The 14,751-nt window shown below is 57.3% G+C and carries 8 protein-coding genes; all 8 read right to left on the minus strand.

Annotation, left to right across the window (positions count from 1 at the left end):
• Positions 1–2 precede the first annotated feature (2 nt).
• The 8 genes from NJC38_RS14760 to flgH all read right to left on the minus strand — a co-directional run bounded on the left by NJC38_RS14760 (position 3) and on the right by flgH (position 14,724).
• The gene (locus NJC38_RS14760) at positions 3–929 is read right to left on the minus strand and encodes a ketoacyl-ACP synthase III (protein ID WP_253115476.1); all 927 of its coding nucleotides are present in this window, start codon (positions 927–929) and stop codon (positions 3–5) included.
• A 359-nt stretch (positions 930–1,288) separates the two neighbouring features.
• Positions 1,289–4,195 (minus strand): TIGR00180 family glycosyltransferase, encoded by a 2,907-nt coding sequence (locus NJC38_RS14765; RefSeq protein WP_253115359.1) that lies wholly within the window; start codon positions 4,193–4,195, stop codon positions 1,289–1,291.
• A gap of 19 nt (positions 4,196–4,214) precedes the next feature.
• The gene (locus tag NJC38_RS14770; protein WP_253115361.1) at positions 4,215–7,787 is read right to left on the minus strand and encodes a glycosyltransferase; all 3,573 of its coding nucleotides are present in this window, start codon (positions 7,785–7,787) and stop codon (positions 4,215–4,217) included.
• Positions 7,788–7,881: 94 nt separating this feature from the next.
• Complete coding sequence (locus tag NJC38_RS14775) at positions 7,882–9,498, minus strand: flagellar hook-associated protein 3 (protein WP_253115364.1); 1,617 nt, start codon at positions 9,496–9,498, stop codon at positions 7,882–7,884.
• Between the two features lie 13 nt (positions 9,499–9,511).
• Positions 9,512–11,593 (minus strand): flagellar hook-associated protein FlgK, encoded by a 2,082-nt coding sequence (gene flgK, locus NJC38_RS14780; protein ID WP_253115366.1) that lies wholly within the window; start codon positions 11,591–11,593, stop codon positions 9,512–9,514.
• Between the two features lie 11 nt (positions 11,594–11,604).
• On the minus strand, positions 11,605–12,876 hold the full coding sequence (flgJ, locus tag NJC38_RS14785) for a flagellar assembly peptidoglycan hydrolase FlgJ (protein WP_253115368.1): 1,272 nt from the start codon (positions 12,874–12,876) through the stop codon (positions 11,605–11,607).
• An 11-nt stretch (positions 12,877–12,887) separates the two neighbouring features.
• A complete protein-coding gene (locus tag NJC38_RS14790) occupies positions 12,888–13,997 on the minus strand; it encodes a flagellar basal body P-ring protein FlgI (RefSeq protein WP_253115371.1) in 1,110 nt (369 codons plus the stop codon).
• A 13-nt stretch (positions 13,998–14,010) separates the two neighbouring features.
• Positions 14,011–14,724 (minus strand): flagellar basal body L-ring protein FlgH, encoded by a 714-nt coding sequence (gene flgH, locus NJC38_RS14795; protein WP_253115372.1) that lies wholly within the window; start codon positions 14,722–14,724, stop codon positions 14,011–14,013.
• Positions 14,725–14,751: the final 27 nt, after the last annotated feature.

A 14,751-nucleotide genomic window follows, 5' to 3' on the forward strand; every position in this document is an offset into this window, starting at 1 on the left:
GATCAGCTCCGATAGATAATTGCCGAACCCCAGGACAGCCCAACGCCGAAGCCACTCAAAGCGACCCGCTTCCAGCCAGAGCCCAAAACGTGTTTTTCAATCAGTAGCGGGATACTCGACGACACGGTATTGCCCGTCTCGACCATATCCTTGACGAATTTCTCAGGCTGCTCTTCAAATCGCCGCGCTACCGCATCGACAATTGCCGCACTGCCCTGATGAATACAAAAGGCATCGATATCCTCAGGCTTCAGACCTGACTCGTCGAGCAACTCATGCAGGTGCGCCGGCACCTTGAGCAAAGCAAAGTTGAACACCTGACGGCCGTTCATATAAAACACACCATTACTGACCTTCAGATGCGGCGCACCCGATCCGTCAGTACCAAACCGTGCCTTGCCCAACTGCCAGGCTGCATCCTCTCCCAGCCAGGTCGCCGTGGCCGCATCACCGAACAGCATGGTGGTATTGCGATCTTGCGGGTCGACAATCTTCGAATAGGGATCAGCGGTGACCAACACACCATTCTTCAGACCGGCCGCCTCCATGAAACCCTTGATGGCATAGATACCGTAAACATAACCCGAGCAGCCCAGCGAGATATCGAAAGCCGCCACGCGAGTCGAAAGGCCCAGTTTGTCCTGTACGATGGCAGCTGTATGCGGCAAGCCCTCTTCGTCGCCATTCTGGGTAACGACGATCAGTACATCGATGGCGTCGCGAGCCAGTTGAGGATTGCTGGCCAACAGCTTGTTGACAGCCTCGACACACAGGTCCGAGGTTTCCTGCGCATCGTCCTTGCGCGGCAAAAAGGTGGAGCCGATCTTGCCCAGGATGAATTCCTCATCCTTGCCAAATTTGGCGCCTTGCGCGTAGTTGTCGACCCCCGCAGCGGGCACATAACTCGCTATGCTTTTTATGCCAATCATCGTGGCTTCCCAAATAAATAAACGGCGGAACAGGCGTCCTGAAGCACTCAGGCGCTCACGGAAAAGTTTTGTGACGGATATTTTCAGGGGGGAGGCCACGAATAAGCAAGTCAGGCTGACTTCGCTCCCTGTACCGCGCTAGTCAACAGATGCACGTTTGCGCCTGCAGGTCACTGCGCAAAGCGTGCTTTGCGATTGGTGGCGGGATTGGAATGCGCCTTGTGAGGCAGGGCCATGAACCCAGTGAAACACAGCAACACAACATGCCGTAGATGTGCACAGTGCCTGAATGAGCTGGAACGAGCGACTTGAGGGCATTTCATGCCACCCAAGTCACTCTTGCCACTTATCGACGACTCTCAGACAACGCTGTGCAACGTAAACCCTGCGCCCTGTTGCGCAAAGTGTCTGTTATAGGCGGTATCGCACTCAAAAACACCTGCCCACTTGCTACGCAGACTGTCCAGCGCACTGGCCGACTGCACCACGGTCCCAGGATGAATCACTTGCACTTGCGGCGTCCAGACCGTCATGCCGCCGACCTGTCCGATCTTGAGACACAAATCGACATCAGCGAACGCTTGCGCGAATTCATTTTCATCCAGACCGCCTACAGCATTGAACAACGCTTTGTCGATCATCATACAAGCCATCGAAACCGCCGAATAATTCTGCTCGATAACCAGACGCTGCATGTAACCTCTGGAATCTTTAGGCTCACCGATGAAAGCCGAGCCAACACCGCCATTGAACCCGAGAATCAGACCCGCCTGGGTCACATTGCCGTCCGGATCGATCAGTTTGGCTCCCACCACCCCGATTTCAGGACGCTGGGCCTGATTGAGCATCGACTCGATCCAGCCGACGTTAACGATCTGGCTCTGCGCATCGAGAAGCACCAGATATTCCCCCTGCGCCTGCACGCTGAGCTGATTGAGCATCGCCACTGCACTCATCGGCTGGTCGGCGCGGAATACACGAATTCTGCTGGAAATTTTCTCCTGCTGCTCCAACCAGGCGAAAAGCTCCGGGGAACAGCTGTTGTTATCGCCGATCAGCACCTCAAACCGCTGATAGCGTGTACGCTGCAACAGACTGTTCAGGCAGCGTTGCAGCTCTGCGAGGTTATCCTGGCTCTGAATAAGGATCGATACCAACGGGCGATGCTCATGACGGTAGTCGATCTTCCAGGCACCAGGTAGTAGAGAGTTGACTTCTGCCTGATAGCCGCGGGTTGCCAGATGACGGAGGAGGGTCTTGCGCTCATCGTCATTGACTGCCAGTTCCGGCGCATTGCAGATCAATACCGGTTCACTGAGGTGCGCCAGGCCTTCCAGACCGCCCAGTTCGATCAGACGAAGCAACAGGTCAAACTCGAGCGCCAGAGGATATTCACGTGAATAACCACCCGCCTCGAGCAGCGCCTCGCGACGTATCAGCCAATGACGTGCTGCATAGCCAGGAACACTCTGCAGCAAATCAAGATTGAAGTCGGGCAACAAGGCAGCTTCAAGGGTACCGTCAGGCTGACGATGGATACTGTCCACTGCGACAGCGCGACAATGGTAGGCTTCGACAAGCTCATCACTGGCAAGCAGCAGACCGGCCGGCGTAAATTGCTCCCCGGATTGTGCGAGCATCAGCCAGTCGCTGGTGGACTGCTTGATTATCTGGTTGATCCGGTCGATATAGTTGCCGGTAGTGACTTTCACAAAGTGCAGGGTGTGCTGCAGCGTGGTCACCGCTGGCAGTTCTCCAGTGGTGAATACCACCACCTTGAAATTTCGGTAATGACCACTGAGCAAGCTGTCGAAAGTTGACTGCAGCTTGAAGATGTCAGCTTCTAGATCAAGCAGCAGGATACCGATCTGCGAGCCTTTGGGCTGACTGGCCTGACGCGCCTGCAAACTGGCAAGCAATGCTGTGTCTGGAGCGCGTGAGTCCAACCAGGAGAGCACACGCCCCGAAGGCATATCCGAGAGCAACAGGTCATTGTCCTGCGCACCAACCGCCCGTAGCCGTTGCCCCCAGGCCGATAGTTGCTCGATCAGCTCAGGCCTGTCCTTGTCCTTGATTGACTTGTCGTGCGGTAACTGCTGCTCCAGACGCCGAACAACACTGTCGTTGAAGGCATAGAGGGCATAGGCCTGAAACAGACGCCCCAGCAAGGACTCGGCATCGGAGTCGCTACGGGGCCCGCACAGCTCGGCCTGGCGCAGCAATGCAGCCTCAACTTCGCGTAGTTGCACTTTACCGGCTGGCAAGGCATGAATCAGAAACTCGGCATGCGCCAGATCGTCGTAAAACGACTGGGAATAAAACGGCATCTCCAGATACTGGCGCGGTTCGAAATTCGGCTCCCCAGCATCAAGTACAACGCTCCAGACTGAACTGACAAGCTTCTCATTGGCTTGATAGGGACGCTTTTTCAGGCTGACGGCCATAGCCTCAAACCCTGCGCGAATTGCCTCGGCTGCCTGCGCCGTGTCCGCACCAAGCGCGTTGAGCACGATCGCAGCACAGGCTTCACGCCCCGCCCGCGCCTTGGGGTCGATATGTACGAGAGCGCCCTGCGCAGCCTCAACATGCGCAACCTGAGACTTGCCAGCCTCCAAATGCAGGGCATAAGGCACCGCCAGGACCCGCACCGGGGCGACACAATTGAGGTAAAACCCCAGGCCGATTTCCTGCCAATGGCTTTGCACATCTGCCGGCAACGCAGCGAACCAGCCTTGTAGCAACCCGGTTCGGCTCACCGCATGCTGCAACGGCACACTCTGCGCCATGAAACGCTCGACGCGCTCAACCCGGGTACCCAGATCGTGTTCGTCCAGCACCTTGCGATCACGCAGAAAATAATCAACCCGATCAACATGGGCTTCGTAGGTCAGGCTGTAACCCTGACAAGCCCCATATTCAGGATGAGCATCAAGAAATGCAACAGCCTGCTGCAATCCGGCAGGCAGCAGGAAACTCTGCGCATCAGCCCACACCACGTAGGGCGTATCTACTTGAGCAACGCCCTCTACGACCCGACTGAGCAAGCCGGTACCAGCCAAAGCAGGACGATGCAGGTATTCGACCCCGGGCCAGGCTGCAGCATCATTATCCCGCTGCAAAGAGGCATCAAGCACCTTGATGCTCACAGGCAGGTCTCGATACCAGGTCAGGGCACGACGCAGGAAATCTGCCTGGTTGTCCGCCACCAGGACCAGAGTCAAACGCGGGATCGATGATACTGCTTCGTCGGAACTCATGTTGTGCATAGTCTTTCCTGTCATCATTTCAGTCCGGCAACCAGCCATTGGCCCAGTATTGCAGGTTCTCATCACGCAACATGAAGTCGCGCAGCACCGTTTCACGCAGCTCATCGCCCATCCGGTAGCTGGCATCCGGATCGGACAAATGCATGCGAATTGCTTCCAGCCACTCCTGCGTATTGTTGCTCTTGACCCGGGTCGCCGGTAAATGCCCCCGATAAGCCAGGGTGTCGCTACACACTACTGGGTAGCCGCATGCGCCATATTCAAGCAAACGCAAGTTGCTTTTACAGTCGTTGAAGATATGCGTTTCGAGAGGCGCCACAGCCAGATCCAGATTGAGGCTGGCGAGTTTGGCCGGATACGCAGGGAGGTGTACCGCTTTGTGGTATTCATGGATGTATGGACGCAGAAGGTCCGGACACATGCCGAAGAACACCCACTCGACCTCATCGGCCAGTTCACGAATGACTTCGGCAATCAACTCCAGGTCCCCCCTATGGCTGGTGCCCCCACCCCAGCCGATTCGCGGCTTGTCGGAGGTGCGCCGTGAGCTCCTGAGGCCATCCCACATGTTTGGCGCCAGCATATTCGGCACCACGCGAATATCACTGTGCATGCTCGATAGCGCATCGGCCAGCGGCTGGGTCGACACCACTACCCGGTCACACATGCCCATCCCCCGACGCAAGACACTTTCCATGTTATCTGGCATGCTGCGGCGATGCTCATTCTTGAGCGGTACATCAATGATGTAATCATCCAGCTCGAATATGCGCATGGCATTGGAAAATGCCTTGATCCGCTCAATGTCAGGCAATTTTGCTTCGCTGTATCGACCCTGAATAACCACTACATCAGGCGACAGGCGCTCAACTTCCGCGATCGACGGTGTCTCGTAGGTCATGCGTCCGACCACTCGTCCGGCTGCCTGAAGCTCCAGCAGCGGCTGACTGAGCCGATAATGCCCTACCGCCGAAGTATTGATCGCCATCCCCAGAATGCAGGGCAAATGCCGACTGCAGAAAGGATTCCAACCGGTCTTCAACCCAGGCTCAAGCTGAAACGAGCCTGCCTCGGTCAAGGCCAGATTGTGATTATAAGCCGGGTCAAGAGACAACTGCGCCAGCCACTTCCGACAGAAGTCCTGTTGCTCCTGACGTAACCGTTCGTGAAACCCGGTAGAGCGCTCAGGTGCTGAATGATCAAGCAAAATGACACGACTGTCAGGCGTCCAGACCACCAGATAACCTTGACGACCGGCGCTCAAGCAGAGGTCAAGATCATTGAAGCCCAAAGTCAGCATCTGCTCATCCAGAGGTCCGACAGCATTGAAGACCTCCTTGCGCACCATCAGGCAACTGCCATTGAGCGCACTCCAGTTCTGTGTCAGTTCCAGCCGGTGCAAATAACCTGGCTCTGCCTGATCGGTGTAAAGCCCGGGCCTGCCGACGATACCCTCCATACCCAGCACAAGTCCGGCATACAGATTGCGCCCTTGCGTATCGACAATCCGTGGACCGACGATTCCAACCTCGGGTCGCAAGGCATGGTTTAACAAACCGCCAATCCAGTCCGACTCGCAGATAATCGTGTACGCACTGAGCAACAGCAGATAGTCGCCACGCGCATGCTGCGCAGCGAGATTTAACGCCACAGCATCATTATCATTGCCAGCTGATATGATGCGTAACTTATCACTGCCTAGCCCAGCCATGGCCGAGAGCCATCCACGCGCCTCGTCAGTCTGACTGTTACGATCGACAATCAATACTTCGTAATGCGGATACGCCGTATGGGTAAACACGCTTTCAAGACACCGCTCCAATGCACCCAACTGATCCCGAATGGTCACAATGATCGAAATCAGTGGCTGTTCAGCGTGCCGGTACTCGATACGATTGAGCAACGGCAAGCGGTCGTGCCGAATGACGTGCTCGACACCAATACGCCGTAAATGAGCCGCCACAAGCGGCTCGCTGCCTTGCACGACCTGAGGCAGCGACAGCCACTCAGAGAAACCGAATTTTGATTCGACCAGAATTTCGGCAATGTGCCCCACGGTATGCGGACCGACAGCCTCTACCAAACGCCAGATTGCATCGTGGGGCGCCAATTCACCGTGCCGAGGATCCAGACCGCTTTCCAGTAGATACTGGCGCTCAAAGGCCAATACTCGCCCAACATACGGATAGGCACGCATCAGGTCCAGATTGAAGTCCGGCTTGAAGATCGGCTCGACCGACTCGACACCGCATATCGCGCCTTCGTCGCTGTAGATGCACTTGAGCCCTGATGTCTGCGCCACTCGCTCAGCCAGCACCAACAACGCCGGCTCGACCAGCCGGTCTCCGGCGCGCAGCAGGTAAACCCAGTCTGCGTGCTCCAGTAGTGGCAGAATTTCGCTGACCTGCACGACCCAGTCATTCTGAAGTTCGAAACGCAGCACGCGGCCTACTTCACCGTACTCACCATGACTGAGCAACACCACGGACTGAGCCGGATAGTCCTGGCTGGCAAGGCTCTCCAGAGTCACTTCTACCGATTCAGCGTCGCCGTACTCATCAATGATGATCGGAACAATCCGTGGCTGCCATGACCAGGAATCAATTCGTCGCGCCAAGAGCTTCTTCTGCGCCGGGGTATAGGTCCGGCAAGCCAGCCACTCGGTGTACAGTTCGGTATAGCTTTGAGCGTCGCACCCAACCCGATGACTTGCCACGCCCTGGCGAGCGCCCAACAGGTTATAAAGAGACACCTCATCCCAATCACGCGGCTGCTGAGATGCATTGCGCATCGAAACGAAGCGCACATAACCTGGCGCTGGCGGCGCTTCACCCTCGCGCGCTTCCAGCATCTGCTCTAGCCACTGCCACTGCGTGTTGATACCACTCAATACATCAGGCCGCTTGCTCAGGCGATCCGGATGCAAACGTTCGGACGATGAGCCAGCACTCAAAGCAATCAGATGTCCGCGGCGCAGCAGGCACAAGAACAAAGCGAAGTCCAGCAGCCCCAAAAAACCTTGCCCGGGTTGAGCCAGTGCGGGCAAAAGCTCGTCAACATCCGCTTTGCGCATCAAGGCACAGCTAAACCCACCAAGGTAATTGCGCAGCGTTTTCTTGAACAACGCCAGCATGTCATTACCCATGAAAAGCGCATCGTAGGGCACCAGCGTAGAGTTCTCCATGCGTGCAGGCAATAATCGGTCATCGCTGTCGATCAGCAAACGCCAGCCGGTCACCAGAGCTGCGTCCGGATTCTGAATCAACGCCCGAGCCTGCGAATCAACGCAGGTCGCATAAAGCAGATCATCATCACACAGGAATTTGATGAACTCTCCACGGGCCTCGGCGAGGCATTTGAGCAGATTGCCCTCAAACCCCAGACGCTGCGAGTTGGCGACATAACGTGCACGAGGATCTGCGGAGGCAACCAATTCATCGAAGATGGCTTTGACTTCGCCCGTCTGGCAATCATCACAGACAATGATTTCCAGTGCTTCCCAGGTTTGATCAAGAGCACTCTGTAAAGCGGCGCGGAAGAAACGCGGGTGTGCTGCAGGAATGACGAGACTGACGAGAGGTGCTGGGTTCACAGTGAGGGCTCGCAAACGGCAGGGGATACCGACCAGGCGAGCCTCCCCTTTGCCACTGAAAAAAGACGGCTGAAGAATGCTGCAGGCAGTACGCTTACAGCATGCTGAACAGGCTCAGCTTGGAGGTTTGCAGGAAAACCTGTTGCGACGCATCAAGCATGGTTTTCTGCAAAGTCATGCGTGATGCGGACTCAAATGGGTCAGCCTTGGTGAACGAATCAGACTCAAGCTGATTGTTACCCTTGAGCAGGTCATTGGTAATGCCTTGCGCCTGGGCAGCAACCATGCGCGATCCGATCGCCGAAATAGCCGTGGAAACCTGTTCGGTACCACTGGTGAGGTTACCCAGTGCCGAAGTGACCGCGGAGACCATTTTTTGTGTAGCGACCAGGTTACCGTCAGCCGGAGTACTGAATGCCGTAATGATGTCAGAAAGCGTGTTAAGTACGTTCTGGGTCTGGTGGGTATTGGACTCGACTACAAAGGTGTCGCCATTTTGCGGCGTGCCACTGATGGTAAATTCTACACCACCCGCCTTGATGGTCGGTCCGGCACCGGTTCCCGAAGCAAACGCCGTATCGCCGGCCCTTTTAGGCATGGCGTACAACTCGTAGGTAGTTACGCCGCCACTCACCGAAAATTCAAGGCGAGCACCTGCCGCCGGGAACACGTTATTGAACGCCGTCTTGTCAGCCGGTAACTGACCGACTTCGGCCTTGGTGATGGTCGCCGTCGAGGTATTACCGGGACTACGAGCGGTACTGATGGCCGGCGGCGTCGACTCCAGCGTGTAGGTACGAGTTTGCGTGGCAGGCCACTGCAGCGCCGTTTCGGCAGCAGCGGCGCTGGCAGACTCGGCGGCCGACAGATTGATATTGAGCGTCAGATCCACCCCGCGGAAGGTAATGGTCTGGGCTGCGCCGCTATTGAACTGGAAGCTACCTGCGGTGCTCGAGTCGCTGGTGACATCAACACCGTTTTTGTCAGTGATCAGCAACTTGGGGCCGCTGACAAACGACACCTCATAGGGTTCACCGCCCAGAAAGGTGGCATTGTAGGTGGATGTCGACGACACGGTACTGGCAGTCAGGCCGACCTTGCCATTATCAGTAGTTGACGAAGTCAGGCTGGCAGTGGTGCGGGTGGTGTTGACTGCTTGCTCGAATGCTTCCCAGCCTGTCACGTTACTGGCCAGTGACAAGCCCTCGCCCACCGCCAGCCCTACAGATGTCTGATTGCCGTGATAGCTGTAAGAGCCATCTGAGTTGGTAGAGTACGGAGGCTGCGATCCGTCAGAACCGGAAAACAGGTACAGGCCACTGGCGTCCTGTGTATTCATCAGCCCCAAAATAGTCTTCTGCAGTTCGCGCAGCTCGTTGGCCGTGGACAGGCGATCAGCATCGGTATATGCGCCGTTGCCTCCCTTGATAACCAGCTCACGCGCGGTCTGCAAGGCATCCTCGATACTTTTGAGGGCCGTTTCGGAATTCGCACCGTTGGTGTTGACCGTATTGATATTGGCCGCGTACTGGGTCAACAGCGAGTTCTGCTGATTGAGCTGCAGCACCCGCGCAGCTCCGATCGGATCATCGCTGGCCGTGTTGAGCTTGGTCTCGCTACTGACTTCTTCGCCAGACTTGATGTATTTGGCGTAGTTACGCTGGTAATTGGCTGCCGAGGTCTCGTAAATCTGGCCGGTTGAAATGCGCATGGTCTACGACTCCTTAAAAACTGTTGATCAGCGTGCTGAACATGCTCTGCGCCGCCTTGATGATTTGCGACGAGGCCGTGTAGTACTGCTGGTACTTGATCAGGTTGGCAGCTTCTTCGTCCAGCGACACACCGGACACCGAGTCACGTGCAGTCTTGGCCTGGGCAAGAACCGCTTCAGTGGCCGTAACGTCAGCCTTGCCCTGCGCTGCCTGAGTGCCCACATTGGACACCAGATTGCCATATGCACTGGACAGGCTGAAGCCGGGGCTGCCGTCGCTCACCCCCACAGTACGTTCGGTCTGCAGACCCGCCAGCGCGGCCGCATTACGATTGTCCGAGGAGCCGGCACCGGTCAGGCTGACGCTGAACGTATCGTTAGCGTTAGGCGTTCCGGAAATGGTCATCTCGAATTCGAACGACTTGGTCCCCGGAGTGCTGCCGGTGTAGCCCACATTAAACTTCAGGGTGTTGCTTTGCCCCTGAATAATGGTGCCGGAAATCGGGTTGCCACTGCCATCGAGTACGTCAGCGCCCTGGGCGTTAACCAGTTTGTAGTCCTGTATACCGTTGCTGGCGCTGCCCATCACCAGACGCATCGGTGTGGAGCTTTTCAACGCAGTCTGCAAGTCATTGAGACCGGTCGCATCATAGATATTCGGTTCAGTGCTCAGCTTTGGCTGACTGAAGCCACCGGTACCGCTGTTGCTCACGCCGGCAGATGCCGTCAGCGGTGCTGCTGCTGCAAAATCCTGCGGGTCGGTCATGATTACCGAAATGCCGGTTGCGCCATTACGGGTCGGGGTTACCTTGAATACATCACCGGCAGCCAGACCATTACCGTTGAGCGACAACGAGAAACCTTCGAAAGAAGGTGCAGGCGTCGCGTACAGGTCACCTGTACCGACCGTTTCTCCATTGGGCAGGCGCCGCACGGTGTAGAGTGTGGTAGGCGGCGTAGTGGTAAGGTCAGAAGAGTTGACCGTCACTTCATAATCGTCAGCCGTCAGTTTGCTGCTGTCAGTGATCGTGACATTAAGATTACCTGAGCCGGAACTGTTGCCTACCGCCCCGACACTGCGCTGGGTGATCGCACCGCCAGCCCCCGTGGAGTTGACGTTGCTGAACAACCCGGTGCCGAACAGACCTTTCTGGTTGATCCCCTGGCCAAGCTGAGTGTTGACCTGATCGGCCAACGCGATACCAACACGACCCAGCTCGTTGGCAGCCGGTACCAGAACTTCGGAGCGATAACGCAGCAACCCGCCAATGGTACCGCCGGTGACAGCATTGGTCACATCAGTCGGAACCTTATCGTAGTAGATTTTCAGGTTGTACTGGGTCGGGTCGCTGGAGCTAGGCGCCGCGTCCATTTCGTAAGCCCTGCCGGCTACGACCAAAGACTGCCCGGTGCCTGTGTAAATGTCCAGGCCAGTGCTGTTCTCCACCACCGTCACGCCGATCAGCTCATTGAGCTTGCGTACTGCCTCGTTGCGGGAATCGAGGAGGCTGTTGGGAGACATATTGCCTGCTGAGGCAGAGGTAATCTGCTTGTTCAAGCTTGCAATAGTACTGGTCAGCGCATTGACATTTCCGGCCAGACTATCGAGCTGGGCGTTGATATTGTCATTCTGCGAAATCATCTGCCCGGAGATAGAATTGAGTCGCGCGCTCAGCGCACCGGCCTGGGCAAGCAACGCCGAACGCTCGGCAGACTGGGTAGCGTTGGCCGAAACAGCCTGCAACTTCGAGAAAAACGACGCCAGCTGTGCCGCGATCCCGGTAGTGCTATCGGACAGCATCGTATCGATCTTGTTAGCCTGGGTCGAAAAGGCAGTGGCTTCGGCACCCAACGCCGTACTTTTCTGCAACTGGCCATCCAGATAACCGTTATAGATGCGTCGCACATCAGACACAGTCGTACCGGTACCGATATAGCCTACATCAATGCCGACGCGGACAGTCGCGGAAGCTGTGGTCATCACCTGCTGGCGCGAGTAACCGGCGGTATCCACGTTGGCCGTGTTGTTGCCGATGGTGGCGATTGCAGCGCTACTGGCGTTGAGCCCTGAAAGTCCAATATTGATCAGCGACATGGTTCAAGCCTTTATAAAGTCGTGGAAGCGTCGGTTACCGCAGCGTAATTCTGGTAACTCTTCATCTGCTTGGCGATCTGCGAAATCTTGCTGGCGTAGTCCGGGTCGGTGGCGTAGCCAGCTTTCTGCAATTCTTTTACAAACTGTTCAGGGTTATCGGCCGAATTGACCACTTCTTTATAGCGGCTGTTGTTCTGCAACAGGCTCACCAGGTCGTGGAAGCTGTCGGCATAGGAGTCATAGGCACGGAAGTTGGCCGTTTCCTTGACCATCTTGCCGTCACGGAACTCACTGGTAATAGCCCGTGCTTCAGCGCCCTTCCAACTGCCCCCCATCGCCTTGATACCGAACAGGTTATGGCTGCTGCTGCCATCACTCTGGCGCATGATCGACTTGCCCCAACCGGTTTCCAGCGCCGCCTGGGCTACCAGCATGACCGGGTCGACACCGATACGCGCTGCAGCTTCCTTGGCCAGCGGCAACATGGTCGCAACAAACTGGTCGGAATTGCCAAACGCGCGCTTGGCCGGCGCCAGCGGGGTCTGCACCCTCTTCGCGGAGATGTCCGGGGTATTAGCCAATTCGGGATTGCGCGTCCAGTCGCCGTTGCCACGGGCAATCAGCTCTTTATTCGACCCAGTGCCCGGCACGTTGATGCGGTGATTGGGCTGATCCTGAACCGTGGTCGTGGCCGACGGTACGATACCGGCCAGCAAGCGGTCGGTGAGCTTGCCCGGCAGCGCCAGGCGCCGCGAGTTGAGCATGGCCATGTCGTTACGGGTCTGACCGGATGCGCTGGCAGCCGCATCAGCCCCGGCTGCCGAGTGCGAACGATTGGCCCACAGCGGCTGCTGATAGATGGAAGTTGCCAGAGCCGGTTTGTTAGCGGCCTTTTCAGCGGCCGCACCGCCCTCGGCAGACTCTGTCGGCGCGGCCGGTGCATGCTGCACGCCCTTGTCCTTAGACAGCTGGCGCATCAACACTTCTTGCAGGCCGATACCGTTACCGCGAGTCGACAGGGTCACCGCCAGCTGCTGGTCATACATATCCTGATACTGGCGGGTAGCGGCAGTATTCATCGGATTGTCCTTGGCCAGCACCTCGTTGGCCGAGCGCATGGACTTGAGCATCTGACTGACAAACAGCGACTCGAATTCGCGGGCCACCTTGCGCAGGTTTTCCGGGCTGTCCTTATCGCCGCCCTTGAGCGAAGACAAACGATTGACGTCGGTATAGGCACCGGAGTCGACGACGGAGGATCCTGGAGCCTTGGGCATATCCATCATGCGCGTCCTCAGATCACGATCAGGTCGGCCTGCAGCGCGCCGGCCTGTTTCAAAGCTTCGAGAATCGCCATCAAGTCACCTGGCGCTGCACCGACCTGGTTAACGGCGCGGACGATTTCATCCAGCGTGGTGCCTGGGCCGAACTTGAACATCGGTTTCATTTCCTGCTGGGCATTGACCCGCGAGCGCGGCACCACAGCGGTCTGGCCACCGGACAATGGTCCTGGCTGGCTGACAATCGGATCCTCGGTGATGGTCACGGTCAAGCTGCCATGGGTCACAGCCGCCGGTGAAACCTTGACGTTCTGACCAATCACGATGGTGCCGGTGCGCGAGTTGATGACCACCTTGGCCGAAGCCTGACCCGGATCAATCTCGATATTTTCCAGAATCGCCAGATAATCGACGCGCTGCCCCGGATCGAGCGGCGCAGTGACCCGCACCGAACCGCCATCCAGCGCCTGAGCCACACCCGGGCCAAGCATGTCGTTGATCTTGTCGACAATGCGCTTGGCAGTGGTGAAGTCGGAGCGGTTAAGGTTCAGGGTCAGACTATTGCCCTGGTTGAAACCGCTTGGCACCGCACGCTCGACGGTTGCGCCGCCGGGGATCCGACCGGCCGACGGAACATTGACGGTAATCCGCGAACCATCCGCGCCGCCGGCATCGAAGCCGCCCACTACCAGGTTGCCTTGGGCAATGGCATAGACGTTGCCGTCGATACCTTTCATCGGCGTCATCAACAGGCTGCCGCCGCGCAGGCTTTTGGAGTTACCGATCGACGACACGGTAATGTCCACCGCCTGGCCAGGCTTGGCGAACGGCGGCAGGTCGGCATACACCGCAACCGCCGCCACGTTCTTGAGCTGCACCGTACCGGACCCGGCCGGCACCTTGATGCCGAACTGCGCCAGCATGTTGTTGAAGGTCTGCAAGGTGAACGGCGTCTGGGTGGTCTGGTCACCCGTACCGTTGAGCCCCACTACCAGGCCATAACCGATCAACTGGTTGGTCCGCACCCCGGAAATGCTGGCAATGTCTTTAAGACGTTCGGCCTGGGCCGCGAAAGGCGCGGTGATCAGCAGCGCAGCAACGATCAGTTTCTTCAAGGCAATCATGGCTATCCCGCGATCAGAAAGGGAACAACGGGCTGAGGAAGAAGCGGTCGAACCAGCCTGGCTGGCTGGTATCGGCAAACGCTCCGGTTCCCGAATAAGTGATGCGTGCATCGGCCACCCGGGTTGACGACACGGTGTTATCAGTAGCGATATCGTCGGCACGAATCAGGCCGGCAATACGCACCAGCTCGTTACCGGTGTTGAGGGTCATCCATTTTTCGCCACGCACCGCCAGAATGCCGTTAGGCATCACATCGGCCACCGTAACAGTGACCGAACCGGTCAGGCTGTTGCTCTGCGCAGCCTGGCCGGAACCGGTGGTCGCCCGCTTGCCCTCATAGCCGGCACTGAGGCTCAGGTCATTACTGCCGATCGGATTATTGGTGGTCAGACCCGAACCGAACAGCGAGGTCAGGCCGACGCTGGTATTGCTGTCCTTGCTCAACCCCGAACTGGCTGCCTTGCTTGCCGCCATCCGCTCCGACAGCGTGATGGTGATGATGTCACCAACCCGGAATGCCTTGCGGTCACCGTACAGATTCTGCTCAAACCCTGCCTGATAGATCGCGCCATTGTTGGCAGCGGCCGACATCGGTGTGCGCGGCAACACCGGAGCGTAATAAGGGTCATCGGGCTTGGCGTTTGGCGCTACACAACCGGCCAATAGCACGGCGGCGCACAGCGGCGCGATCAGCACGGGAAAACGCAGAACAGATAAGCGCTTCATGACTCTTGAAACCTCGCGATGTAGCAG

The organism is Pseudomonas sp. 21LCFQ010, assembly GCF_024129905.1.
GTDB lineage: Bacteria > Pseudomonadota > Gammaproteobacteria > Pseudomonadales > Pseudomonadaceae > Aquipseudomonas.

Excerpts from the sequence above, each read along its gene's own strand:
- NJC38_RS14760 (WP_253115476.1), bottom strand. The coding sequence starts at position 929 with ATGATTGGCATAAAAAGCATAGCGAGTTATGTGCCCGCTGCGGGGGTC.
- NJC38_RS14765 (WP_253115359.1), bottom strand. The coding sequence starts at position 4,195 with ATGCACAACATGAGTTCCGACGAAGCAGTATCATCGATCCCGCGTTTG.
- NJC38_RS14775 (WP_253115364.1), bottom strand. The coding sequence starts at position 9,498 with ATGCGCATTTCAACCGGCCAGATTTACGAGACCTCGGCAGCCAATTAC.
- flgK (WP_253115366.1), bottom strand. The coding sequence starts at position 11,593 with ATGTCGCTGATCAATATTGGACTTTCAGGGCTCAACGCCAGTAGCGCT.
- flgJ (WP_253115368.1), bottom strand. The coding sequence starts at position 12,876 with ATGGATATGCCCAAGGCTCCAGGATCCTCCGTCGTCGACTCCGGTGCC.
- NJC38_RS14790 (WP_253115371.1), bottom strand. The coding sequence starts at position 13,997 with ATGATTGCCTTGAAGAAACTGATCGTTGCTGCGCTGCTGATCACCGCG.
- flgH (WP_253115372.1), bottom strand. The coding sequence starts at position 14,724 with ATGAAGCGCTTATCTGTTCTGCGTTTTCCCGTGCTGATCGCGCCGCTG.